General features: G+C 43.1%; 25 protein-coding genes. 15 read left to right on the top strand and 10 right to left on the bottom strand.

What is annotated here, in order from left to right:
* Window positions 1–111: 111 nt before the first annotated feature.
* A complete protein-coding gene (locus OCV30_RS16620; RefSeq protein WP_029222811.1) occupies window positions 112–1,002 on the bottom strand; it encodes a LysR family transcriptional regulator in 891 nt (296 codons plus the stop codon).
* A gap of 156 nt (window positions 1,003–1,158) precedes the next feature.
* On the opposite strand from OCV30_RS16620, the gene OCV30_RS16625 reads away from it, so the two are divergent.
* The 4 genes from OCV30_RS16625 (at window position 1,159) to OCV30_RS16640 (ending at window position 3,681) form a co-directional block, all read left to right on the top strand.
* Window positions 1,159–1,512 carry a MaoP family protein gene (locus tag OCV30_RS16625; RefSeq protein ID WP_017097795.1) on the top strand — a complete coding sequence of 118 codons (354 nt, stop codon included), beginning with the start codon at window positions 1,159–1,161 and terminating at the stop codon, window positions 1,510–1,512.
* Between the two features lie 540 nt (window positions 1,513–2,052).
* A complete protein-coding gene (gene nagB, locus OCV30_RS16630; RefSeq protein WP_009846106.1) occupies window positions 2,053–2,853 on the top strand; it encodes a glucosamine-6-phosphate deaminase in 801 nt (266 codons plus the stop codon).
* 103 nt (window positions 2,854–2,956) lie between these two features.
* On the top strand, window positions 2,957–3,232 hold the full coding sequence (locus OCV30_RS16635) for a hypothetical protein (protein ID WP_017097796.1): 276 nt from the start codon (window positions 2,957–2,959) through the stop codon (window positions 3,230–3,232).
* 32 nt (window positions 3,233–3,264) lie between these two features.
* Window positions 3,265–3,681, top strand: a complete 417-nt coding sequence (locus OCV30_RS16640; RefSeq protein WP_009846104.1) for a hypothetical protein — start codon at window positions 3,265–3,267, stop codon at window positions 3,679–3,681.
* Between the two features lie 32 nt (window positions 3,682–3,713).
* Here the strand turns inward: OCV30_RS16640 and OCV30_RS16645 are convergent, their stop codons facing one another.
* The 3 genes from OCV30_RS16645 to OCV30_RS16655 form a co-directional block, all read right to left on the bottom strand.
* Complete coding sequence (locus tag OCV30_RS16645) at window positions 3,714–4,250, bottom strand: MltR family transcriptional regulator (RefSeq protein ID WP_083784018.1); 537 nt, start codon at window positions 4,248–4,250, stop codon at window positions 3,714–3,716.
* A 50-nt stretch (window positions 4,251–4,300) separates the two neighbouring features.
* On the bottom strand, window positions 4,301–5,449 hold the full coding sequence (locus OCV30_RS16650) for a mannitol-1-phosphate 5-dehydrogenase (protein WP_065679363.1): 1,149 nt from the start codon (window positions 5,447–5,449) through the stop codon (window positions 4,301–4,303).
* A 191-nt stretch (window positions 5,450–5,640) separates the two neighbouring features.
* Window positions 5,641–7,524 (bottom strand): PTS mannitol transporter subunit IICBA, encoded by a 1,884-nt coding sequence (locus OCV30_RS16655; RefSeq protein WP_065679362.1) that lies wholly within the window; start codon window positions 7,522–7,524, stop codon window positions 5,641–5,643.
* A 565-nt stretch (window positions 7,525–8,089) separates the two neighbouring features.
* On the opposite strand from OCV30_RS16655, the gene OCV30_RS16660 reads away from it, so the two are divergent.
* Both OCV30_RS16660 and OCV30_RS16665 read left to right on the top strand, forming a co-directional pair.
* Entirely contained in the window at window positions 8,090–8,956 is an 867-nt protein-coding gene (locus OCV30_RS16660; RefSeq protein ID WP_009846100.1) for a hypothetical protein, read from the top strand.
* A gap of 321 nt (window positions 8,957–9,277) precedes the next feature.
* A complete protein-coding gene (locus OCV30_RS16665) occupies window positions 9,278–9,934 on the top strand; it encodes an NAD(P)H-dependent oxidoreductase (RefSeq protein ID WP_048660605.1) in 657 nt (218 codons plus the stop codon).
* A 110-nt stretch (window positions 9,935–10,044) separates the two neighbouring features.
* On the opposite strand, the gene OCV30_RS16670 is transcribed toward OCV30_RS16665, so the two are convergent.
* Window positions 10,045–10,464 (bottom strand): hypothetical protein, encoded by a 420-nt coding sequence (locus OCV30_RS16670; protein WP_065679361.1) that lies wholly within the window; start codon window positions 10,462–10,464, stop codon window positions 10,045–10,047.
* Window positions 10,465–10,715: 251 nt separating this feature from the next.
* On the opposite strand from OCV30_RS16670, the gene norV reads away from it, so the two are divergent.
* Window positions 10,716–12,215, top strand: a complete 1,500-nt coding sequence (norV, locus tag OCV30_RS16675) for an anaerobic nitric oxide reductase flavorubredoxin (protein ID WP_065679360.1) — start codon at window positions 10,716–10,718, stop codon at window positions 12,213–12,215.
* A gap of 1 nt (window position 12,216) precedes the next feature.
* Window positions 12,217–13,386: an NADH:flavorubredoxin reductase NorW gene (norW, locus tag OCV30_RS16680; protein WP_065679359.1), complete on the top strand. Its 1,170-nt coding sequence runs from the start codon at window positions 12,217–12,219 to the stop codon at window positions 13,384–13,386.
* Window positions 13,387–13,508: 122 nt separating this feature from the next.
* On the opposite strand, the gene gltS is transcribed toward norW, so the two are convergent.
* The 5 genes from gltS to OCV30_RS16705 form a co-directional block, all read right to left on the bottom strand.
* On the bottom strand, window positions 13,509–14,735 hold the full coding sequence (gene gltS / locus OCV30_RS16685) for a sodium/glutamate symporter (RefSeq protein WP_004732723.1): 1,227 nt from the start codon (window positions 14,733–14,735) through the stop codon (window positions 13,509–13,511).
* 316 nt (window positions 14,736–15,051) lie between these two features.
* The gene (locus OCV30_RS16690; RefSeq protein ID WP_009846095.1) at window positions 15,052–15,408 is read right to left on the bottom strand and encodes a YibL family ribosome-associated protein; all 357 of its coding nucleotides are present in this window, start codon (window positions 15,406–15,408) and stop codon (window positions 15,052–15,054) included.
* A gap of 187 nt (window positions 15,409–15,595) precedes the next feature.
* On the bottom strand, window positions 15,596–17,560 hold the full coding sequence (locus OCV30_RS16695; RefSeq protein WP_065679358.1) for an acyltransferase family protein: 1,965 nt from the start codon (window positions 17,558–17,560) through the stop codon (window positions 15,596–15,598).
* 75 nt (window positions 17,561–17,635) lie between these two features.
* Complete coding sequence (locus OCV30_RS16700; RefSeq protein ID WP_065679357.1) at window positions 17,636–18,826, bottom strand: O-antigen ligase family protein; 1,191 nt, start codon at window positions 18,824–18,826, stop codon at window positions 17,636–17,638.
* Between the two features lie 273 nt (window positions 18,827–19,099).
* Window positions 19,100–19,486, bottom strand: coding sequence for a tautomerase family protein (locus tag OCV30_RS16705; protein WP_017070218.1), 387 nt, complete (start codon window positions 19,484–19,486; stop codon window positions 19,100–19,102).
* 296 nt (window positions 19,487–19,782) lie between these two features.
* On the opposite strand from OCV30_RS16705, the gene OCV30_RS16710 reads away from it, so the two are divergent.
* The 7 genes from OCV30_RS16710 to OCV30_RS16740 all read left to right on the top strand — a co-directional run bounded on the left by OCV30_RS16710 (window position 19,783) and on the right by OCV30_RS16740 (window position 25,620).
* Window positions 19,783–20,403 (top strand): LON peptidase substrate-binding domain-containing protein, encoded by a 621-nt coding sequence (locus tag OCV30_RS16710; RefSeq protein WP_065679356.1) that lies wholly within the window; start codon window positions 19,783–19,785, stop codon window positions 20,401–20,403.
* Window positions 20,404–20,512: 109 nt separating this feature from the next.
* On the top strand, window positions 20,513–21,160 hold the full coding sequence (locus OCV30_RS16715; protein ID WP_065679355.1) for a sigma-70 family RNA polymerase sigma factor: 648 nt from the start codon (window positions 20,513–20,515) through the stop codon (window positions 21,158–21,160).
* Window positions 21,153–21,863, top strand: a complete 711-nt coding sequence (locus tag OCV30_RS16720) for a ChrR family anti-sigma-E factor (protein ID WP_065679354.1) — start codon at window positions 21,153–21,155, stop codon at window positions 21,861–21,863. The genes OCV30_RS16715 and OCV30_RS16720 overlap by 8 nt, the downstream gene beginning before the upstream one ends.
* A gap of 175 nt (window positions 21,864–22,038) precedes the next feature.
* Complete coding sequence (locus tag OCV30_RS16725; protein ID WP_065679353.1) at window positions 22,039–22,986, top strand: YbgA family protein; 948 nt, start codon at window positions 22,039–22,041, stop codon at window positions 22,984–22,986.
* Entirely contained in the window at window positions 22,983–24,443 is a 1,461-nt protein-coding gene (gene phrB / locus OCV30_RS16730) for a deoxyribodipyrimidine photo-lyase (protein ID WP_065679352.1), read from the top strand. Before OCV30_RS16725 ends, phrB begins: the two co-directional genes overlap by 4 nt.
* A gap of 14 nt (window positions 24,444–24,457) precedes the next feature.
* The gene (locus tag OCV30_RS16735; protein ID WP_009846086.1) at window positions 24,458–24,889 is read left to right on the top strand and encodes a nuclear transport factor 2 family protein; all 432 of its coding nucleotides are present in this window, start codon (window positions 24,458–24,460) and stop codon (window positions 24,887–24,889) included.
* Window positions 24,889–25,620: an SDR family NAD(P)-dependent oxidoreductase gene (locus OCV30_RS16740; RefSeq protein WP_065679351.1), complete on the top strand. Its 732-nt coding sequence runs from the start codon at window positions 24,889–24,891 to the stop codon at window positions 25,618–25,620. Before OCV30_RS16735 ends, OCV30_RS16740 begins: the two co-directional genes overlap by 1 nt.
* Window positions 25,621–25,622: the final 2 nt, after the last annotated feature.

The raw sequence follows: 25,622 nt of genomic DNA on the forward strand, positions 1-25,622 counted from the left end.
TGGAAAAGAAAATCATCTCTGGTTTAAAAACAAAAATGGCTCCCAACTATATAACTAGTTAGGAGCCATTTTTATTTAGTCAACAAAGCATATTGGTTACAGAAACAGCTGTTACTCTGGTGTTTGTTCAGCGGCTTGTTGCAACGTGTAGGCAGTCGATGGGTCAATTTCATTAACCAACTTCTCAACCTGAATGATCGCATCAACCGAAGTACTGCTTTTACGGTAGCTCAGGTAAATTGGACGATACCAGTCTTCAACCCCTTTGACCTTGTGCAATTGACCCGACTCGATAAAAGGTTCAACCATAGAAACAGGTAAATACGCACTGCCACCTTTCTCTAAGATAAAATCTAAAGCGATACGAGCTGTTGAGGTACGTAGATACGGCGCAGGCACTTTGGGGTGACGCTCGGCGTGTTCAGAACCAAAACGCGTTCCCCAGTCGACATAAACGTATTTATGTTGGAATACAGATTCCAGATCATCTTGCTCCGTTGATACCAACACCAAAACCAAGTCAGCGACTTTTTTACAGTTCAGCTCTTCCGCTTTGATCTGATCGAAAGCAAAAGCCATGTCTAAGGTTCGTTCTAGCAAATTACGGTTCAGTTGTTCGCGACCCATCACCTCGGCCATAAAGCCGTAGCCACCGAAAGAGTCGGTCACCACACTTAAGCAGTTTTGTAGATACGCATCCCAGATATTCGGTGTGCCACCCAGTGTTAACTGCAACGCTTTTCCACTCTCTAACGACAGCTCAAATTTGGCTTGTTGTAAGGTGGATACCATCACTTCAGCATAACCAATCAAACGCTCACCAGAAGAGGTCAGCTTGATGTTATTGCGGTCACGAATGAAGAGCTGAGTATCAAAATAGCCTTCAAGCTGTTTAATCCGCGCACTCACCGCTGCTTGTGTTAAATACAAGTTTTCAGCTGCACGCCCAAAGTGGCGCACCCTTGCAACCTCAAGAAAGGTTCTAAATACTTTCACATCCATCAAAAATACATCTCTGTAATAAATCTGCTAACTAGCCGATCTAGGATTGTTTATCGTAAAGGCAAAAACGTTTTGTTTCCTATTTTAGCCTTTTAACAATATTTTCGCGTGAGCAATAAACACTAATTTCTATCTAACCACATTACTGAGGCTGATATGTCTGAGACCGAATTCCGACACGGAAAAAAACGTTTTTATGACACCATTAAATTCCCACGAGGGTTTGCTAAGTCGGGTGATTTTACTCTTTCAGAAGAGGAAATCCTAACCTTGTTTGGTGACACTATGCTTGCACTTGAGACTGGCGAACTTTCGCCAAGCAACTCAGAAGAAAAACATTTCATCAAAGTGTTGTCTCACCCTCATAAGGCGAAGTCCAAGTTAGAGCGTGTTTGGTTGAAGTACATTCAACTGGCTCGTGGACGCCGTCGCTTTCATACCCTAAACGGCTGCAAACGCAGCGAAGTTTCTCGGGAAGAATACGAAAGAGAGTTAGTGTTAGAAGATTAGTAAAACAGCTCAAAGTGATACCTCATCACTTTGAGCTTTTTTTGGGTTCATCTCGGATTAGCGGGAACTTAAAATAAACTCGCATCTTCTTCGTAATTAATAAGTTTAGCCAACCTGTCCAGTTTTACCAATATTTATATAAAATTCCTAGTGATACCTTTGAATAATCACTATTCTTAAATATACCCAAGATAATTCACGCCTGTCGGCGAAACTTCCTTATTTTTTGTACGGCAGTGCCACATAGCCACCATACTTTGATCGCATTTTCATTGCCCCCTTACTCTTCATCCAATAAAGTTTGTTGATCCTTCAGCCCCTGAATCAAATCCATCCGACGATATATGACAAACGTATTAATCTTGTTTAACGCCACCAAATATCCATACAATAATTGTGCAATTTTGAGAATTCCAATCACAGATATGATCAAAAAGGCAAAAACTTGACCTAAAACAATAGCGGAATCTGATAACTTATTTTATAATGCGAATTAATGTTTCAGAACACTATAATATTTAATTTCTAGGGGCAAAATCAATGAGACTTATTCCATTAAGCAACAAAGCAAAAGTAGGTAAATGGGCTGCTCGTCATATCGCAGATTCGATCAACAAATTCGCTCCAACTGCTGAGCGTCCATTTGTACTAGGTCTTCCTACTGGTAGCACACCTCTAACTACTTACGCTGAGCTAATTGAACTTTACAAAGCTGGCGAAGTAAGCTTCAAGCACGTTGTAACATTCAACATGGATGAGTACGTTGGTATCGACCCTAACCACCCAGAGTCTTACCGCACATTCATGCACGAGAACTTTTTCAACCACGTTGATATCCAAGCAGAAAACATCAACCTGCTAGACGGCAAAGCTGAAGACATCGATGCTCACTGTGCAGCATACGAAGAGAAAATCCGTTCATACGGCAAAATCAACCTGTTCATGGGCGGCGTAGGCATCGACGGTCACATCGCATTCAATGAGCCAGGTTCTTCTCTATCTTCACGCACTCGTATCAAAACGTTGACTGAAGACACTCGTATCGCGAACTCTCGTTTCTTCGATGGCGACATCAACCAAGTGCCTAAATACGCACTAACTATCGGTGTTGCTACTCTTCTAGATTCTGAAGAAGTAATGATCCTTTCTCTAGGCCACAACAAAGCGCAAGCGCTTCAAATGGCTATCGAAGGTTCTGTAAACCACATGTGGACTGTTACCGCTCTACAGATGCACCGTAAAGCTATCATCGTTGCTGATGAGCCAGCTCAACAAGAGCTAAAAGTTAAGACTCTTCGCTACTTCCAAGAGCTAGAAGCTGAGAACATTCAAGACCTATAATTTGATGTAGATCTTGATTGTAGAATTAAAACCACTTCTTCTATCGGAAGTGGTTTTTTTTTTATGTCACAATCGCTATCAACTAAAAAATATGGAAATAGACATGTTGTTGAATGAAATTGTCGAGGTCATCGAACTGACTGACAGTGATTACCTCTCAGAGGCATTAGAAGAGTTTAATCTACATAACGTAGTTCACTCTAACCACCTTCCTTTTTTAAATATTGTCTACGATAACGCCAAGCCACACTTGCTAAAAAAACTGTGCAGCATTGGCTTTAAAGGACAAATTCAATGTGAAAAATTGATAAGCGGTGACTATATTATTTTCAATGCAGACACCTATACGCCCGAACAAGCTAGCTCAAAATTCAGGTAAAACAGACTTCAATTTATTAGGAACTGACTTAAATGACAGACACAACTAACCTAAGCAATGAACAACTATCTCTACTTGGAAAAGCTCTGCTTTCAGTACAAAGATTGGAAAACTCACTCTACCAGTCGATTAGAGCACTTTGTAAACAAAACAGTTCTAGTGATACCCAAGCCATTGAAAACCTGACTTCAGAGCAGTTTCTGAAAGGCACTATCACAGAGCTAAAGCCAGTTATACAACAGTTATATGATGTGTTTGGGGAGACCCTTGCGCTTTCATCAGCAGAGTTAAATGAGTTCCTATACAAAAGAAACCTAGTCTCACTGAGTTTTTGGCAGGTAACGACAACAAGTGTAAAAGGAAATGAGAAACTTGCGAACCCAACACAATTTTTGCAAGAGCTCATCGATCAGTGTGATCTGTGGTTGACAAAAGTAGATCATAAATAGCACCGAGCTTACTTTCACTACCTAGAGATAGCTTAAGAGGTCAGCACATTCTCTTTCGCTAACTGCTGATGTATATCATTAACCGCTAGCACTATCGTAGAGCGCACTTTTTGAAAATGGCGCTCTAAAAACATCCGCTTCATATCATCAGACATGCCTTCGACCAACTCCGGGGCGTAGTCGATTGGCATCATTTTTTGAATAGCATTGATACGATTAAGTTCAAAAACGACATCTTGGTCCCAGAAATTCACCTGACCTTCTTGAATATTTACCCACTCTTTTAGAGTAACGAAAACTTCAATATCGTCATACACCTCTTTACTGATCACGCCTAACCCTAACAATAATTTTGTTCGAACCAGAATTTCCCCTAAAGGGCCATCGGTGGTGAGGAGAGGGTCAACAACAAATTTTACTGCGTAGTCATCTTTATAGAAGATACTTTTCAACAAAGCGTCCAGCATGTCTTCTAAGACATCGTAGGCGCACAACAGGCACTCCGCAGCATCAGCTGATTCGGCTAGTTCTTCAAGTAACTCTGATTCGTGTGTTGTATGTATGGGCATGGTTGCTCTAAAAGAATAAAGTGCCACTGGTGTGGCACTTTGATGGTTTATCATTTCAATGCTAGATAAGCTTCTTCCGCTAGTTTAACAACTTCTGAGTCACTATTCAGCTCAGAATAATGCGCTAATGTCTCAGCAAAGCCTTTTTCTGCGAACATTGCTTGAAGTTCAACCGCTTGAGGGTCGTCTTCGTTCTTGTAATGGAACGCAGCAGCGATTGCTTTTACTAGGTGAGCATTCGGTAGGCCGTACTCTAATGTACCGTTTAGAGGCTTAACTAGGCGATCTTGTGGGCTCAGCTTACGAATAGGTTGACGACCAACGCGATCCACTTCATCACGTAGGAACGGGTTAGCAAAACGACCTAGAATCTTTTGGATGTAGGCAGCGTGAGCTTCTGGATCAAAGCCGTAACGCTTAATCAGAACCGCACCACTCTCTTCCATCGTCGCTGTTACTTCAGCACGGATTACGTCATCTTCGATAGAATCTTTAATAGTCTCATGACCGGCAAGCACACCAAGGTATGCCGTTACTAAGTGACCTGTGTTGAGCGTAAACAGTTTACGCTCAACGAAAGCCATTAGGTTGTCAGTGCATTCCATACCTGGGATATTTGGAATCTCACCTTTGAATTGTGTTTGGTCTACGATCCACTCGCTGAACGTTTCAACCGTTACCGCTAGAGGGTCTGTTTCGCCCGCTTCTGCTGGTGGAACAATACGGTCAACCGCTGAATCAACAAAGCCAATGTGCTCTTCAGTGAACGCTTTCATTTCATCAGAAAGGTGCTCTAACACGGCTGCTTTTAATTGGCTAGTACCGCGAACCATGTTCTCTGCCGCGATGATGTTCATTGGTGCAGTGTTGTTTGCAGCTGCACGCTTTTCAATGCCTTGAGCGATAGACTTAGAGATGATTTTAAGAACCGTAGGGCCCACTGCTGTCGTCACAAGATCAGACTCAGCAATGCAATCTACTACTGCGCTTGTCGCTGAGTTTACTGCTGACACGTTCTTAACAACTTCGACAACACACTCTTCGCCAACAATCTTAACTGGGTATTCTTGGCGTTCAATTAACGCATTTACAACCGTTTCATTTACGTCAGCAAACGTAACCTTCATACCAGCATCAGAAAGAAGCTTACCAATGAAACCACGACCGATATTACCTGCACCAAAATGTAACGCTTTCATAATTTTGACCTTATAAATATTTGAATCTAAATAGCTAACCACTCAAACACATGCCGCTTTCAAGCACGTCCTAGGCATTAAGCAGTGACCTATTCAGACCGAACCTTTATCTACAGATAAAGATTGAGACCGGAAATGAGGCCAGTAGGGGGGTACTGGCCTCCTTCACTCAGGAGCTTGACTAGAGCTTTTTAGTTTCCGTTTAGAATACGTAGAACATCAGCAGGGTTAGTTGTGTTCTGTAAGCATTCCACTGCTTCTTCGTCATCAAGTGAATTGGTAATAGCCATCAACACCATGTTGTGTTCATCGCCTTGTGCTGCAATACCGATAACCATCTTCGCGATATCATCTTCATCTTCGCCCCACTGAATACCTTCAGGGTATTGGCAGAAAACAATGCCTGTTTTTTGTACGTATTGTTTTGCTTCGATTGTGCCGTGTGGTACCGCGATAGACTCACCTAAGTAAGTAGACACGAGCTCTTCACGAGCAAACATACCGTCTACGTATTCAGGTAATACGTTGCCAAGTTTTACTAATTGGTCGCCAGCAAACTTAATAGCGTCTTCTTTCTGAGTCGCTTTAAGACCAAGGAAGATGCTGTCGTTAGTCAGTTCAAGCTTGTTGTCTTCTCGTGCTGGAGCTGCTGAAGGAGCTACTTTCGCTTCACCACTTTGCGCATTTGTCAGTTCTGCAACTAGCTGGTCATAGACACTACCGTCTAGGAAGTTACTCAGAGACATGTGTAATGCACCTGGTACTGTGTTACTAGCACGATCTGTTAAGTCTTTATGCGTAATAACAATTTGCGAATCAGCCGGTAGATTGTTGATTGCGTAATTAGTGACTTCAATGTCTAGGCCTGCTGCTGCTACTTTTTTACGAAGTAGACCTGCACCCATTGCACTTGAACCCATACCCGCATCACACGCTACATAAACTGCTTTTACATCCGCTAGGTTTACGTTTGCTTCTGCTGCTGCACCTTTAGAAGACGCTTTCATGTCTTTCATTTGTGCTGAAGCTTTCTCTAGTGAATCTTCCTCATCATCTTGCGCTGATGTTTTAAGAAGGATTGACGCTACAACAAACGATACTGCCGTTGCTGCGATAACCGATAGAATCACGCCGATGTAAGAGCCTTTTGGCGTCATCAGTAAAACTGCGAAGATAGAACCTGGAGATGCTGGAGAGATAAGGCCAGAATCGAACATTACGTTAGTGAATACACCCGCCATACCACCAGCGATTACCGCAAGAATTAGACGTGGGTTCATTAGAACGTAAGGGAAGTAAATTTCGTGGATACCACCTAGGAAGTGGATGATAGATGCACCAGCAGCAGATTGCTTCGCGCTACCTTTACCAAACACCATGTAAGCAAGTAGAAGACCAAAACCAGGACCTGGGTTTGCTTCGATTAGGAAGAAGATAGAGCGACCCATCTCTTCAGATTGCTGAATACCTAGTGGAGAGAAGATACCGTGGTTGATTGCGTTATTTAGGAATAGGATTTTCGCAGGTTCAACAAAGATAGATGCTAGAGGTAGTGCCCCCGCTTCTACCATTGCGTTTACACCAGCCGCAAGTCCGCCAGACAGAATCTTAACCGCAGGACCAATCACGATGAACGCGATGATCGCACAGATCATGCCGATGATACCCGCAGAGAAGTTGTTCACTAGCATTTCGAAACCACTCTTCACTTTACCGTGAACAGCTTCATCGAATTTCTTAATTGCGATACCACCTAGTGGACCCACAATCATTGCACCCATGAACATTGGGATATCAGTACCAACGATAACACCCATTGTTGTGATAGCGCCCACTACCGCACCGCGGTCACCACCAACCATTTTACCACCGGTGTAACCAATCAATAGTGGCAGTAGGTATGTAATCATAGGACCAACCATTGATGCTAACGTTTCGTTAGGCCACCAACCTGTTGGAATGAATAGTGCAGTAATGAAACCCCACGCAATAAATGCGCCGATGTTTGGCATTACCATATTGGATAAGAAACGACCAAAGTTTTGAACCTTAATCTTTGCTTCTGGTGATAACATAGGTAGAACCCCGTAATGTATTGGTTGGTCAAATGACCGAAAGTGTGTACTCAAAAGTCGATTAAAATGTATCACAACATTTTCAAAATGCACCTCAGCCCAACTTTCGTGATAATCATCACACACAAAAAACACCTTCGGGTTAACGAGCACACCTTAGATCACAAAAACACCATGAATTTAAATTACAAAGCCAAATTAATGAGAATTGATATCATTAACACAAGATCTAGATCACACTTTATTTTGTAATACTTAAAAATAAATAGTGACATAAATCACACTTAATAAAATATAGCATCTGAGATCTATATAACCCGTATAAAAGAACATCGTGTCACGTATATAAAATATGCACCAAGATGGGTAAAAACCCTAAAACTGTAATTTAATTACAAATTAGGCGGCATTTTGCTTAACATTCAAAATGAGAGCGAATACTCACTAAAAACATGGACCAGTGAACTGCAGTTAGTATCAACAGTTGTGTTATTGTATTTCCCTATTCTATACAACAGCCCCTCAACATTAATCAGCAGTTCTACTGCTAATTGAGAAACAGACTATGCCAGACAAGATTTCCACATCAGCACTAGCCAAACAAAAAGGGATAGAAGCAAAGGCTCTATTCAGTGATTTGAAAACAGCTGGCTATATCGTGCGTTCACAGGAGCGTTGGGTACTCACAGAACGAGGCGAGAGCTTTGGTGGGGAGTATGTCGAACACAAGAAGTTTGGTGTATTTATTGTCTGGCCAGAAAAACTACTCATCGACCTAGATTCTTTCTCTGGAAAAACGCTAACGGCAACTCAACTAGGCAGTGCCTTTCAACTTAGCGCAAAAAAAATTAACCTGTTGCTCAGCGAGCTTGGTTGGATAACACGTGAAGAAGATGGTTGGCATGTCACCTCAACAGGCTTAAAAGCAGGCGGTGAGCAAAGGGAAGATAAAGCGACTCAAAACCTATTTGTGGTATGGCACGATTCATTGGTTCGCAATAAACGTTTGAAGCAGTCTGTTGTCGAATTTCTAGGGCATGATGCTGAAAGCCACTCTACTGATGTCTCGTTTTCTAGCTTTCGTCAGAAATTTGAGGCGAAACACCGAACCTTAGACGGACATTATGTACGTTCAAAGGGAGAGCTGATCATCGATAACTGGCTTTATATGGCGGGAGTGGTTCATGCCTATGAACGTCCGCTCCCGATATCAAAAGAAGTAATGAGCGATTTCTACCTGCCAAGCGGCAAGGTATACATTCAGTTCTGGGGAACAGATTCAGGCCCTATAGAAGAAGACAAACGAAATGCGACCAAGAAAGTTTACCAAGAGCACGGTTTTAGCTTGATTGAACTTAACCCTGAAGATATCCCAAACCTCGACAGTGTACTTCCCTCTTTATTACGCCAATATGGAATCAAAGCGTACTAACTGGCTGATTTTCGAAAACCAACACACATCCAGATCACACTAATCAAATCATTATGGACATTATTAACCATAGTGATTTGATGTGTTCGCTATTTTTCCCAAGCCAATCTTCTATTATCTTACACCCATCGACTTGAGCTACCGCAGATACTCGATTTATTGGGGCATGTTCGATAGCCATTTAAGCGTTCAGCCTTTAGAGGCTGGCTGTTCTAGAAACGACTTCTATAGAGATATAGCCTAAATGCGTTATCCGTTTATTGTTGACGTTACCGAACATAAACCCTACAACATTTATATTGATAGATATTAGGATTCAACATGACTCATCCAATCATTTCAGATCTAAACACTCGCTACACAGCTAAAAAATACGATGCAGAAAAGCGCATCTCTGCGGAAGACATGGAAGTAATCAAAGAAGCACTTCGTTTGTCAGCTTCTTCTATCAACTCTCAGCCTTGGAAATTCATCATCATTGAGAGTGACGCAGCAAAACAACGCTTCCACAATACTTTCGAGAACATGTTCCAGTTTAACCAACCGCATGCGAAAGAAGCGTCACATACGATCCTGTTTGCTCACGATCCTAAGTACACTAAAGAAAAATTCGCAAAGCGTGCTGACACAGAAGTAAGCTCTGGTCACCTACCCGCTGAAATGTACGAGCAGTTCTTAGGGGCTTACGCATTCGCAGAAATGAACACAGACGAAACTGGTTTCAACGGAAACTGGACTAAGTCTCAAGTGTACATCGCACTAGGTAACACACTGCACACACTAGCTCGTCTAGGTATCGCTTCAACACCTATGGAAGGTGTAGATGCAGCTATGATCAGCGAAGAGTTTGCTGACGAACTAGAAGGTCACGTTGTTGATGTAGCGCTAGCTATCGGCTACCACAAAGACGGCGAAGACTACAACTACGGCAAACCAAAAGCGCGCCTAGCTCTTGATGAAGTCGTTACTACGCTATAACAGACACTGATCTGCAATAGCTGACACAAACAAATCGCACTGCTTTATTTGGCCAGACGCTCGTCTGGCCTTTTTTGCATCTGAAGCCGACCAACCTAACCAATCAGCAACTAAAAATTTACCGCGAGACCCACGTACACATTATCGTTGTACTCAAAGTCCTCACTTGTTTCTTTATAACCCGTCTTAAATGTCATCGCGCCTCGTGTGTAACCAAGCTCTGCTCCATACACAAAAGCCGTATCAATATCGTCATTGAAGTAATGAACACCACCAATTGGCGCGAAGTAAAAATTGCCATATGGGAACTGTGGTTTGATGTTCACACCAAACGAATGCACGTCATCACTGTACTTTGCGTATTCAAGCTCGTAGCCAAAATCAAGCTCAGAACTTGCGGGAAAATAGAAGCCATATTGAAAGGCGTATTTTGAGCCATTCGTGAGAAAGTCACCACCTAGATATACCGTTGACTCAGCAAAAACCATGCTTGGCAATAAAGCAGCGAAGGTAAGTAATTTCTTCAACATTTCTTTTCCTATTCAGACATTATTTAAACAAGCTAAAACTATCATGCTGTTTAGATACAGACTGTAAGAGGCTGTAAGCACCACAATGTCTAATTGACACCAATGATTCATTTTAGTTACAAATATCACTAGGTCATTTAGACTCAACGATGAATTTAAAAAGTAAACAAAGTCAACTAAAACAGAAACTTAAAAACATGGCACAACTAGTGCAATGAGAGCCTTAGATATTTCAATAAGGTATTATCATTATGACTATTCACGTTAAATCAAATGTTCATTGGGTCGGTATCCACGATTGGGAAACCGAGCACTTCCACGGTAAGGAATACCACATGAACAAAGGTACGAGTTATAACTCGTACCTGATCCGTGAAGAGAAGACTGTGCTTGTCGATACTGTCGATCATCGCTTTACTGAGCAATTCCTTGCAAACCTAGAGATGGAAATCGATATCAATGAGATCGACTACATCATTTGCCAGCACGCCGAAGAAGACCACTCAGGCGCGCTCTCTGCTCTGCTTGCTAAAATTCCCAACACTCCGGTTTATTGTACTGAAGCTGGAGTGACCTCCATTGTTGGTCACCACCACCAACCAGACTGGAATTTCAGAACCGTCAAAACTGGCGATACGCTCGATGTGGGTAACGGCAAGCAACTTATCTTCGTTGAGATGAAAATGCTGCATTGGCCAGACTCAATGGCGACTTACTTAACCGGTGATGAAGTCCTGTTTAGTAACGACGCTTTCGGCCAACACTACTGCGACGAAAACCTATTCAATGACCAGCTAGACCAAGTTGAACTACATGAACAATGTCTGCGTTACTTCTCGAACATCCTGACACCGTTTGCGCCGCTGGTTAAAGCAAAGATTGAAGAAGTACTGAGCTTAGGCGTGCCGATCGATGTCATTGCAACCTCTCACGGCTGTATTTGGCGCGACAACGCGACTCAAATCGTTGAGCAATATTACGAGTGGTCGAAAGCCTACAAAGAAGATCGTATCACGATTGTCTACGACACCATGTCCAACAACACTCGCATGATGGCTGACGCGATCGCAAAGGGTATCCGTAAAGGCAGCCCAGAAACGGCAATCAAGGTCTTCAATATTTCTAAGCACGACAAGAATGACATCCTTGCCAATATCTTCCGTTCAAAGGGTGTGCTTGTTGGGTCATCGACCATGAACAACGTGATGATGCCGCAAATCGCCGCGCTACTTGAAGAAATACACGGCCTGCGCTTTGCAGGAAAAAGAGCCGCAGCATTTGGATCTTCAGGTTGGACTGGCGGCGCAGTAAAGCGCATCGATGCTCGCTTACGTGAAGCCAACTTCGAGGTGAGCGCACCTCAGCACATCCACTGGAAACCAGATACAGACGCACTTCGTCAATGTATTGATTACGGGATGACACTGGCCGAGGTTTGGCGCACCGATGCGGACGAGGTTAGTGAGCCTAAACAAGTTGAGCGCAACGTTCAACGTATTGAATCAGCACCGACAAGCACCCCAACAGAGCTAAAAGACACGACAGAGCAGAAGTCAGAAGAAGCGCAAGATAAGCCTGTACATAGCGCAGATTGCACTTGCTGGCGCTGTACTGTGTGTGAATGGGTGTACGACCCACAGTTAGGTGAACCCTACCAAGGCGTTGAACCGGGAACACCTTGGGCACAAGTGCCAGATGATTTCCTTTGCCCTGAATGCCATTTAGGTAAAGAAGTGTTTGTGGAGAAGTAACATGTCGAACATTGTGATTGTGGGCGGTGGTTTCGCCGCCCTACAAACCATCAAGATGGTACGTAAGCTTGACCAAGATATCGCGATTACTATGATCACCGCCGATGCCGGGGTTGAGTACAGTAAGCCGAATCTTTCGCACGCGTTCAGTCAGGAACAAACGCCGGAAACACTGGCAGTACATAACGCTCAACAATTGGCAGAGCAGTACAACGTGGTCATCAAAACCAAAGCACTTGTGAGCGAGATAGATACTGAGCAGCAGTGTGTTCATGTTGATGGCCAATCTATCCACTATTCAAAGTTGGTATTAGCGACGGGCGCGACGCCTTTTATACCACCAACGGAAGGGCTTAAACGCAGCGCAACCATTACGTTAAATAGTTTGGAAGAGTTTGATAAACACAAAGCTCAGATCGATGGCGCTCAACGCATCACTGTGATGGGTGGAGGCTTGATTGGAGTCGAGCTTGCATTCGACCTTCAAACTGCGGGCAAAAATGTCACGATTATCGAACCCGCAAGTTATCTGTTGAATAACCTAGTACCGCCTTTCGTTTCTCTTGAGTTGGAACGGGAGCTGGCAAAAGCAGGGGCTACCGTCGAAACCGACTCTGCGATTTGTCGAGCGACTTATCTTCATGATGGAGTCAGGCTACAAACTACCGCTTCTCGATTAATACGAGCAGATATCGTGATTGCCGCAGCAGGGTTAAGGCCAAATACGGCTTTAGCCACGCAAGCGGGAATCGAGGTCAACAGAGGTATTGTGGTCGATGACACCCTGAAAACCAGCGCCAACAATGTGTATGCGATTGGTGATTGCGCTGAAATTGAAGGGCGTGTGATGGCTTATCTACAGCCAGCAATCTTGTCGGCAAACGTGTTGGCGAAGCAGCTAACTAAGGATAGAGGCGGCATCAAAGTGGGCGAAGCAAAACTCAGCTTGCCTCATATGATCACCAAGGTGAAAACGCCGAGTTACCCGATTCAACTGGCAGGTCGTGATATTCACACTGCTCAGAGCTGGGAAACACGCTTCGAGCTTAACGGACTTATAGCTAAGGGCTTCAACGAGGATAACCAGTTGGTTGGATTCATTGTCACGGGAGAACATACCAAAGCCGCGTTCCCTCTGCTTAAAGAGCTACAGGCAAGCTCACCCGCATAAGCTCAGTAAGATACGCTCAAGAATATACGTTGAATAAAATAAGCGGTGTTCGCTAAAACAAAAAAGCCAGTCAATCGACTGGCTTTCTTGTGTCTGCATACTTCTTTATTGGCGCGTTCGCACTATCCAATAAACGAGATGTAACCTTGTAGGATAATCAGGTTAACGATATCAATGAAGAAGGCACCCACGATTGGCACTACCATAAACGCCTGTGGTGAAGGACCAAAACGGTTCACTAAAGAGCCCATGTTCATTACTGCTGTTGGTGTTGCACCTAGGCCGAAACCACAGTGACCACCCGCCATAACCGCTGCATCGTAGTTAGAACCCATTACTTTGAACGTCACAAAGTAAGAGAAGATACCTAACACCACAGCCTGAACCGCAAGAATAACCAAGAACGGAATCGCAAGGTCAAAGATGTTCCAAAGCTTAAGGCTCATTAGCGCCATGGCTAGGAATAGCGACAATGACACCGTACCAAGAATATCGACCGTTTCACTGTCGGTTTTATGCAGCTTAGTCACTTCAAAAACGTTAGTGATGAACACACCGATAAACAACGCGTAAACGAAGTCAGGAATCATCAACCAAGAAATTTCAAAAGTCGCCACCCACTCTTCTAGGTATTTCGCCCCCGAGATACAGATAAGAAGAATGAACAATACTTCAATCACCTTCTTCGCTGTTACTTTGTCTTCTTCATACTCGTTGTAAGTAACAAGCTCAGGAAAACGCTCGTGGGTTTGTGTGCCAGTGCCGTACTCAGATTCAAGCTGGTTTTTATCAATCAACTTTTGAGCGACTGGGCTACCGATAATACCACCGATAATCAAACCAAACGTCGCTGAAGCCATCGCGATTTCTAGAGTATTGGCAATGCCAAACGTGTCTGAAAAAGTTTGAGACCAAGCTGCGCCCGTACCGTGACCACCCGAAAGCGTGATAGATCCAGCAATCAAACCCATCAAGGGTTCAAGGCCTAATGCCGTCGCAAGTGTTACACCTACACCGTTTTGGATAATGATGTAAACCGAAGCCACCCCTAAGAATAGGAATACCTTAGCACCACCTTTTATCAGCTGCGTGTAGTTAGCCGCAAGGCCGACCGTTGCAAAGAACATCAACATAAACGTGTTCTGCAGAGGCAAGGAAAACTCAAGATCAAGGCCGTTAAAGTGCAGGGCTGTAATAGCAAAAGCGACAATCAAGCCGCCGACAATGGGCTCTGGAATATTGTACTTTTTGAGAACCGGAAGCTTTGCATTGACGAAATGACCTAGAAACAAAACACTAATCGCGATTAGGAAGGATTCTAGTGGTCCAATTGAAATTAATTGATTCATATAACCTCTATTTTTTTACGTTCTCATCTTCCTTAATGAGTCTAGTTTTATCTGTAATTATCTGTGCTGCTCTACCTATATTTATACAAACTGGAGAGAAATTGTAGATTCGAAAAGTGAACACATTACTGCGTTCACTTGGTGCCATGTTAGTAGCACGTTAACTTTCATAGGAGATAAAAGGATTTGTGACAACAATCACCTCTAAAAAGTTGAAAACAGCGTGAGTATTTTTGCTGCTAACTCTGCTTTTTTAATACCTAAAAAAGCAAAAAGGAGCTATTGCTAGCTCCTCTTTCATCACCATTACTGGTAATTAGAATTTTTTCGGCGCGTAACCAGTCATAACCTCAATGCGAAGTTCTTTACCAATCTTCGTCATTGGGTGAACAATTACTAATCCTTTAACAGACTTTTTGAGTTTACCCATATCCGCTTGCTCAGCCTTAGTAATCTCACGCTTGAATGGCATATCAACCAGAGACTTACGCTCTTGGTTTACATCGTAGCTTTCTTTGTGTTTCAGCTGGGCGATTTTCTTGGTTAGCTTCTTAATCTCATCTTCAAATTGACGAACAACAGGACGATCATTACGAGTTTTAGCAGCCGCTAACTTGTTGCGACACTTGTCTAGACGGTTGTTAATTTGTTGAAGTTCGTTTTTAACACTCATAATAATTTCCTAAGATTTAACAAGCCAATTCGGATTGGGGCGCGGAGTATAGCACAAGGGTTCACTTGAACCGAAATTTATCTTGAACATCGCTATCTAAACGCATCATTTAAGACCAACACAATAGGTCCAAACACAGAAACGCCCTTATTCTTTCGTGTGAACAATAAGGGCGAATGAGCATTTCCTACGGAGCTGGTTGACCCCATATTTTTTCGCGAAATTGCGGAATAAGTTGGCCAGCACCAAATTCATTCAGGTGATCGTCATCAACGTATGTTGGGTGATTGTTGATATCCCCTCGGCACTGCTGATCATCACAAAATATCGGTTCAGGGTCTATAAGAGTAACTCGACAGTTTTGGCTGATTTTTTCATAAGATTTCGTAATCAATGCGGTTCTTTGTCGGTACTCTTCAAGAGGAATAGAAACCGAAATATCAGATTGATTTAGAATCGAATACTTATACATAGTTTTAGGTACATCTTTCTTAAGCTCAGGGATTGGCTTGACCAAATAAACAGGGTTAGATTGACTAAGCTCGCACATGGTCTTTTCAAAACTGGATAAGATTGAGTTCAGGTACTCTTCCGATCTGGTCTGAAACCTTTTATCTCCTGCGATTAAACTGATCTTTTCGTTCTCACTTTGCCATCCATCTTCATTCGAACCATATAGATAGCCACCCATTCTGTTAATGACAACAACAGGAACGTTAGGGTAATTAGTTTTAGCTTTAATTAACGATGCTGAGACAAAATCCCCACACTCTTCTGATAACTCACCACTTGAAAGCACTCTTTTGATACCTGAAATCGTCGGACATGCGCTTCTCGTCCAGTCGATGACCGATGTATCGTTAGGCGCTGACGCTTCAACACTTCTCACTATCGATGCGCCATGACTATCGCCTAAAACAATCGCGGATACTGGTCCTGATCCATAGTGACACTCAGGAGACGGTCCGAATTCGACGTGGCACTCTCCGCTTCGTGGATTCCGGTCATAGACACTTTGTGCAATGACTAGCTGTGTTTTATCCAGGCGCCAAAGTAATCCTTCACTTTCATAAATAACCTGCCCTATCAAGGCAATAAAGGAAGCAAGAACTAGAGGGTAATAGTTCAAAAAGAATTTACCGCCTTTGGGTCTCTCCTTAGGTCGGTAACTTTCAATGAACTTAAATGAAAGGATCCCCATCAAGACCGAAACCATTACTCCAACTATATTGTGAGTAATAGTGTTGCTCGTAAGGTTCTTAATGAAAACATTAATAGGCCAATGCCAGAGATAAATTGAGTAGGAACACAACCCAACCCATTGTATCAGTCGTGATTTATGAAAGGTAAAATTGAGGTCCAAATTCAAAAGCAGAATTATCGCGGTAGCAATGACCGGAATAAGCGTCACATGACTCGGCCACAGTGTGCTGCTGTCTATCAAGACAGGTGAAATAAACAGTGAGGCAATAGCAACTAACAGCAATAACTGAACATTGGACTTTTTTAATTCAATGGGCTCTCTTTTCAAAGCAACCACCGAACCTGCGAGCAGTTCCCATGCGCGGGACGGTAATGTGTAATAAGAAGCCGAGCTCCCTAAATACGCATAGTTATAAGCTAGACTTCCGATTAGAGTCGTTCCAATAGCAACGGCTGCACCTTTAGCTCCGAATAACTTGTAGGTCGCCATTAAAACAAGAGGATATAATACATAGAATTGCCATTCTACGGATAAAGACCAAGTGTGAAGTAACCACTTGCTTTGCGCGGCCACATCAAAGTATCCCGACTCTTTTAAATAGGTATGGTTAGAAACAAACCCGACACTGGTGAGAATATGCTTACCTAATTTTCTTAACGCCCAAGGGTCTAGGTAAATAATGCCAACGAGTAACACAACAAGGCACATAACCGCTAAGGCAGGAATAATGCGTTTTGCTCTCGCTAAATAAAAGTCCTTTAATGAGAAGGTATTAGTTTCCAAACTCGACATGATAATTTTTGTCATCAGGAAACCTGAAATGACAAAAAACACATCCACACCTAAAAAGCCGCCAGTGATAAAACCCGGAAAAAAATGGAAAATGACGACGATTGAGACAGCTAATGCACGTAATGCATTGATGTCATACCTGAAATTTTTATTCATTATTTGTTCGTTATAACCTTAAATCAATAAACGCACTAAAACTACCCACAATGAAATGAGCGTAATATGCTAGCTTCACTGCGCTTCTGTTCGCACTTGCAGTTTTAGTAGTACTCCAATAAACACAAAGTACATCACAGCTAAATCACCATTCCTAAAAGGTGAATCGAATAGACACATCAAAGAAAAATAAACGACCGGTAACAATACAATGGGCGATAGCTTGTATCTTGAATTAAACAAAGGGTACATCAAGCTAAGCATAAGAAGGGCAATGCCTACCAAACCGGATGAAGCCGCTTTATCAATATAGTTGTTATGAAGATGCGCATTAACGATAAATCTCTTACCCGAATTTGTTGGCGTGAATGAGAGTTTATCTAATTGCGCTTCTTTATCGCCTCCAATGCCGAGCAAGGGGCTATCCACAAAGAAATCGAACCCTGCTTGATACATTTGTAATCTTAAGCCTATGGAAGTATCCATGTTGCCTTGTGATATCTCATGGTACTCATGCAAGCTATAGTCAATACGTTCACTTACCACGTCATATTTCGACATCAAAAAAACAGAAAAAACAACCATGGCAATAACACCAAATAGTACCTTGTACTGGCGATGTTGTATCATCATTTTGAATAGAACAACTAAACCAATAATAATAACAGCAAGTAGAGGCCCTCTTGAACCCACCAAAAACATTGATAGAAAACCTATAAATGCCAAGATAGCCATTATTTTAGGCCTTTTTCCTTCATACGAAATACAACTAAGTGCGAGCAACAAAATAACAGAGAAGCCTTGAATCGAAGCAATTACAAGAGCATTAGATGGTAAACTCATCCGATCCACAGAGAGAAAGAAGATATGATAAATAACGAGGATAGTAGAGCTGACAACAGACGTGATACATAGATTCTGTATGTCCGGTAACTTAACAAAGCCATTTCGATAAACAAGGAAAAATACCAAGCCAATCAAAGTTGCCCTCAGCTCTTGACTGCTGAAACCATGCAACTCATAAGAGGCAACAGCAAAAACAGAGAGCAAGAGCAGTATCCATATCCAGCCATCTTCGAACCAGTTATGCTTATGTCTTACCTCCTTGTTTTTCTTATACAACAGAGTGCAACAGGCCGCAATGAATAAAGTAATAGCTGCTAGTGGCTTGTTCCCCTGACCTAACCACACCTGAACGGTAACAATCCAAAACAAAGGCAGTGTAATGAGTATCTTTTGAATTAAATTCGTGTTGATTCTAACCATAACTAATCTAAAAATGCTGAGAAGAGTTGCACTCTAAAACAAACTTGCCACTGTCGCAAACGAACTGTAGTGACATACAGCGGAAAACAAAGAAACTAGTCCCTTTAGGGCATTGTCCATGAATCATTTACCTAAAATTCATATGTCCAAACTCAGCCCATCTAACGGCTTTGGCATCAAACTCCAAAACCACGACTAGATAGGTTAGCTTAAGCCTTCTGTCTTACGTATTAGGAGTTAGGAGTTAGGAGTTAGGAGTTAGGAGCTTAAACCCTAGACCTTTACTTTATACTTAAGATCTTGGGCTTCATCACCAGTCATGCCTCGAAAGCCCCAGCAATGCGATGGCTGCTCCTTGATGGTGATCTCGATATCAATGGGAGAGATGGCCAGCTGCTTTTCTATTTCAGAAAATATCTTCTTAATCAGGCGCTTTTTGGTGTTCACCGCTCGCCCTTCCATCATATTGATTTCTATGACGGTATAAGCTTCTGTTCGCCCTTCGGGATAAAAGAAATCATCTCTTTCTAATGGTACAAACCGATGCGCTCGTTTGTCATCAGGTAACCCCATCTCACTGTTCAAACATTGTTGTAAGACATTAGAAAGCTGTAACTTAATCGGATTTAAGCACTCTTTGATACCATAAATAACGATCATGACCATTCCTTTGATGTGATGTCAGGTAAAGAAGAACTAAGAGATAAGCATGTCGCTTGTTATCTACCCATTGACTAATTCTTAACCCATATTACCTAATGCCGTAAGTTAAAAAAGGTTAAACCGATTAAATTGCGAATAAACGCGACAAAAAACCATGTCTCCCTCTCTCTAACTTCCTGTTCAATACATCACCCCACATTGATCGAACTTCAACGAGCACGCGTATACATCCCTGAATTACGTACGAATCAAATCCGTACAGACTCAATCATGTATGAACTAAGGAGTGCTATGTGCCGAATTCAGCTGAGAAGATCACACGGATAGAAACCGAATCAGAAACACCCGTACAGACTTCTCAAGAGCTTGCGGTGTTTCCTCTCCCGTTATTCATTTTGCCAAGGGGCAGACAAAGACTGCGTATTTTCGAACCCAAGTATTTGAAAATGGTCGCTCATGCTGCGCAAGGAGACGGCTTCATCATTGCGACTCAGGACGACACTAACTCCAAACGTCTGAGTTCTTGGGGGACAAAAGTGTCTATTGTCGATTTCAATATGTCCGATGATCAAATCTTGGAAATCGATGTTGAAGGCGAACAGTTGGTGCAGCTTCACTCGTCCTTCCGCGACACAGATGATTTAATAAAAAGTGATTTCCGCCCGTTGCCTCACTGGCCACAACACAGCTACAAGGTGCCGAACGTGGTGACTGCGTTTCTCGTCGAGTTGTTTCGAGAACACGATTCAATCAGAGCACTTTACCCCACTCCTGACTTTGAAAGCCCTCAATGGATCTGTGCTCGACTCCTCGAAATGATGCCTATCCCATTGGAAAAGAAAACCAAATTCACAGAACCCGCTAGTTTTCCGTCTTTAGTTCCCTTTTTGAATCAAATCATTACAGGGCAATAAGCACTTTATTCACTATAATTTTGTATAGTAGAAATTAATTTAAATTAAAGTGATCCCTACTCTCACTCTCCACGTAGTGTCTATCAAATTCGCATGATGGTTAATTACTATGCAAGTGGAAAGCAGAAGAACAGGGAACGGCAAGGAGCATGTCATTATCCCCGACAACAAACTACCTACCGAAAGTAAGGTACCTACAGAGCTATCAAGCTGGCTGATTTTGGTTGGTTCAGACAGAGATAAGCAGGCATTTACTTGTTTGTTTAAATTCTTTGCTCCCAAAATCAAGCGTTTTGGCATCAGTAAATTGGGCGGTGAAGCCGCTGCCAACGAGCTAGTCCAAGACACGATGACCAACGTTTGGAAGAAAGCGCATCTCTACAATGAAGAGAAAGGCGCAGCGACTACTTGGGTTTATACCGTTATGCGAAATGCCGCCTTTGATATGTTAAGAAAGGTGAAGGCGAAAGCAGAGCAAACGATCGCTGATGACATTTGGCCAATTGATGCCATGGTCGCCGAATCACAAAGTGATCAGCTTCAGTTTGGCGATCATCTAATGAGCCGTCATGTAATGACTCAAATCGAAAAGCTGCCTCTCGCTCAAAAAACCATTGTGAAAGGTGTTTACTTCCAAGAGTTATCGCAAGAACAGCTCGCCCAACAACTCGATGTCCCGCTTGGAACTGTTAAATCACGTCTAAGACTCGCACTCGCCAAACTAAAAGTTCACATGGGGGAACAAGACTATGATTAAACATCACCCAAATGCGGCAATCTTGAAAGATTTTGTCGATGGCAATCTAGCGGATTCGGTTTCTTTGATCGTTTCTAGCCATGTTGAGCTTTGCGAACACTGTCAAAAACAAGTAAGCATGTTGACGGCGCAAGCTGCTGACTCAGTATTTGAAAGCGATACATCTGTCTTTGAAAGTTATACCTCAGGGCTTCAACTTTCTGACAGCGAAATGGATGCGTTCCTATCCGATGATGGGGAGTTTGATTTTGATGCGATTGCTCAAATCACTGCTGATTCATCTCAAGCTATCGAAGTGACACCCGAAGTTCAGCAAGTTACGGTTGCAGACACCACGTTCACTATTCCTCGCGCGTTGAACTCAGTGGCGAGAAAAGACTGGATGAACTTAGGCAAAATTTCGCGAGCGCGACTCGATTTTGATGACGAAGCTCATCACACCAGCTTGCTGCACATCGACAAAGATGGACAAGTGCCATGCCACACCCACAAAGGCTTTGAGATTACGCTTCTTTTAGAAGGCAGTTTCGAAGACGAAATGGGCGTCTACAACAAAGGTGATTTCATCTGGTTGGACGGTAATCATACTCATCAACCAGCGACCAAAGAAGGTTGTGTTTGTTTGACTGTTTCGAGTGATGCGCTTTACTTCACAAAAGGTGTAAGCCAGTTATTCAATCCACTCGGCAGGTATATCTATTAATCCAGTTGCACGCTATAAATATACAGGATGGCATTAAGCCATCCTGTAAATCGTTAATATCACTGGATTAAAACATCGACAATATTGAGACTTGAAAACAACTTGGCTCAGTAAGTACGATTAGCAATGTTGAAATATAATAAATAGCTCAGAGCAAGAGCAAAGGAGTTGGCCAATGGAAAAGAAAATTAAAATAGGTATCAGCGCATGTGTTGCAGGACACAAAGTACGCTTCGATACTGGTCATAAACGCTCTCGTTTTTGTACAGATGATCTTGCAGATTATGTTGAGTTAGAACCTGTATGCCCAGAAATGGCAATCGGCCTTCCAACGCCTCGTCCTACTATTCGCCAAACAAGAATGTTAGACGACATTATTCATGTTTCTCGACCTGATGGTTCTGGCGATGTCACCGATGAACTGATCGAGTTTGGGCAAAACTATTCAAAGAACAATCAGCACATTGCTGGTTTCATTGTTTGCCAAAAAAGTCCTACCTGCGGTATGGAGCGAGTAAAGATTTATCACCACCACGGTCGCGGTTCTGAATCGACAGGTGTCGGCATGTTCACCCAACAAATCATGGATGGTAACCCTTTACTTCCTGTTGAAGAGAATGGTCGCCTCAACGACCCAATTCTACGTGAAAACTTCATGACACGAGTTTTCACATACCAAAAATGGCTCGACCTTGTTGACGAAGGTGTGACCAAGCACAAGCTCATCCAGTTCCACAGTGTGCACAAGTACCTAGTGATGTGTCATCACATTCAAGGTTATAAGAACCTTGGCAAACTGTTGGCAAGCAACGATCTTGAAATTGACGAATTGGCAAGTCAGTACATTGAAGGCTTGATGACGGCATTATCTCACCATGCGAACCGTGGTAGTCATGCCAATACTTTGCATCACTTGCAAGGCTACTTTAAGAAGCAGTTGAGCAGCGCTCACAAACAAGAGCTCACCAATCAGATTTCATCATTCAGAGAAGGGCTAGTTCCTCTGTTAGTGCCACTAACGCTGATCAACCACTATCTGATGGAATACCCAAACGAGTACCTAGAATCACAGGTTTACCTGAACCCTCATCCACAAGAACTTAAACTGAGATACGGATATTGAGCGACATTCTATGGATAAGACGAGACCTGCGGATTCACGATAACCCTGCGCTCGTCGCGGCAGTTGAAAACGGTGTGACGACCGCCGTTTTCATTTCAACGCCACAGCAATGGCAGCAACACCACCTTGCGCCAATCAAAGCCGATTTAATCTATCGTCACCTGCAGCAACTTGAATCCCAACTCGCTGAATTTGGGATCGATCTTTTGCACCTCAAAGCCACAGACTTTAACGATCAAGCCACTCAACTCATCAACTTGTGCAAACAGGTCGATGCGACATGTGTGTATGCCAATTCAGAGCCGGAAGTGGATGAGCAGCTAAGAGATAAACGCTTAATCGCTACTGGTATAAAGCTAAAAATAACCGACTGCGATACGATTCTGCCATTAGGTAGCGTGCTGAATAAACAAGGCGAGATGTTCAAGGTTTTCACACCGTTCAAAAACGCATGGTTAAAAGAAGTGCAAGCGAAAGGCATCATTTGTAGCCACGCTCCAGTGCATTCAAAAGGATCGGCACAAGCAGGATCAGCGCAAGCAGATTCATCTGAAACGGATTCGCTTCAAAATCTATCACAACTGAAACAGTCGTTAAGTGGTTTTTCTGGCGAGTACGATTTCGACTTTCCGCGTACCGATTCAGAGCGTTGGCCACTAAGCCAAGACGTCCTTGAGAGCGTGATCCCCAATTTCTTAGCCAATAAAGTTAATGACTATTCTCGCCTTAGGGATATTCCATCAGTAAAGGGGACATCAGGCCTATCTCCTTACCTAGCTATTGGTGCAGTCAGCCCTCGTTGGTTAGCGATTCAATTGATTCAACAACAGCCTGACTTGTTATTTGATACTCAGTTGCCAGCCTTTTCTTGGCTTAATGAATTGATTTGGCGAGATTTTTATAAGCATTTGATGTTCCATCATCCTATACTGGTTAAAGGTGCGAACTTTCAGCAGAAATACAACGGCTTAGATTGGTATCACGACAACCCTAGCTTCAAGGCGTGGTGCGAAGGAAAAACCGGATATCCATTGGTTGATGCAGCAATGCGTCAATTAGTTGAGACAGGCTGGATGCACAACAGGCTAAGAATGGTGGTGGCAAGCTTCCTAACCAAGCACCTTCTGATCGATTGGCGTTGGGGCGAACGTTTCTTTATGTCGCACCTTATCGATGGTGATTTCAGCGCGAATAATGGCGGTTGGCAATGGGCTTCAAGTACTGGCTGTGATGCTCAACCTTACTTCCGAATTTTCAATCCAATCACTCAGAGTGAAAAGTTTGATCCAAAAGGAATTTTTATTCGTAAGTACATACCAGAGCTGCAAAATATCCCAGATAAACATGTTCATTTCCCACATGACTTTATCGCTAAAAACGGAATAGACAGCGAATACTGGCAACCCATCGTTGAGCACAAAGAAGCACGATTGAGAGCCTTAGCCTTCTTCAAATAATTAGAGTGAATATTATGGATAACTCTCTATGGCTTGATAACTTTCTCAACATGTATCGAGAACTCGGAACCGACAATTTCGACGTGCTTAAGACGGTTTATCACCCTGATATTGAATTCCAAGACCCGCTGCATCATGTCAGCGGTATTTCGGCGCTTACGCACTACTTCGAGAACCTCTACACCCAGGTAACGAGCTGTTATTTCCATATCGAACACACTTTCGAAGTGAACGACGAAGCTTCGGTGTATTGGACGATGCAATTTTCTCATAAGCAGCTGAACGGTCAAAAGCCGATCGAAGTGCAAGGACACAGCCACCTCAAGATGCTCGACGGCCAAGTGGTTTATCACAGAGACTATCTTGATGTCGGCTCTATGTTGTACGAACACATTCCAGTTCTGGGCTGCGCCATCAAATCCATCAAAAAGAGAGCGAGCCAATAATGCGTATTATGATCACAGGCGCGACCTCAGGCATCGGCCAATCACTCGCTATCGATTACGCTCAACAAGGGCATCAGGTGATTGCTTGCGGCCGTAATCAAGACAAACTGCAAGCCTTAGTTGATTCTCACGAGAAAGACATCGCGCATTCATCCATTACGCCGCTCTGTTTCGACTTAACCGATTACCACAACTTCCCAGAGCTCGACCAAGACAAGCCGCTCGATCTGCTGATTTTAAATGCGGGTGATTGTGAATACATCAACGACCCCGTGAATTTTGATGCTGAGCTTTTCGAGCGCGTCATCAACATCAATCTAATTTCAATTGGCTACGCCCTTAAAGCCTGGCTAAAAAACATCAAGCCCGGCGGCCGTTTGGTTTTAGTAAGCTCCAGCGCCAGCTTTTTACCTTTGCCAAGAGCCGAGGCTTATGGCGCTTCAAAGGCAGCCCTCACCTACTTAGGCAGAACACTGTCGGTTGATCTGGCCGAGCACAATATTCATGTCTCAATTGTGCACCCAGGCTTTGTTGAAACACCATTAACCGAGCGAAACTCTTTCGCTATGCCTATGATTATTAGTAGCGAGGCAGCCACTCAACGAATCGTAAATGGTATTGCTCAAGGAAAGAGCGAGATCGATTTCCCAAGACGATTCATATTAATAATGAAATTACTAAGAATGCTACCGACTCCAGTTTGGCAAAAACTCGCTTCAAGGATGGTATAACA

The sequence above is a fragment of the Vibrio atlanticus genome, assembly GCF_024347315.1.
Classification (GTDB): domain Bacteria; phylum Pseudomonadota; class Gammaproteobacteria; order Enterobacterales; family Vibrionaceae; genus Vibrio; species Vibrio atlanticus.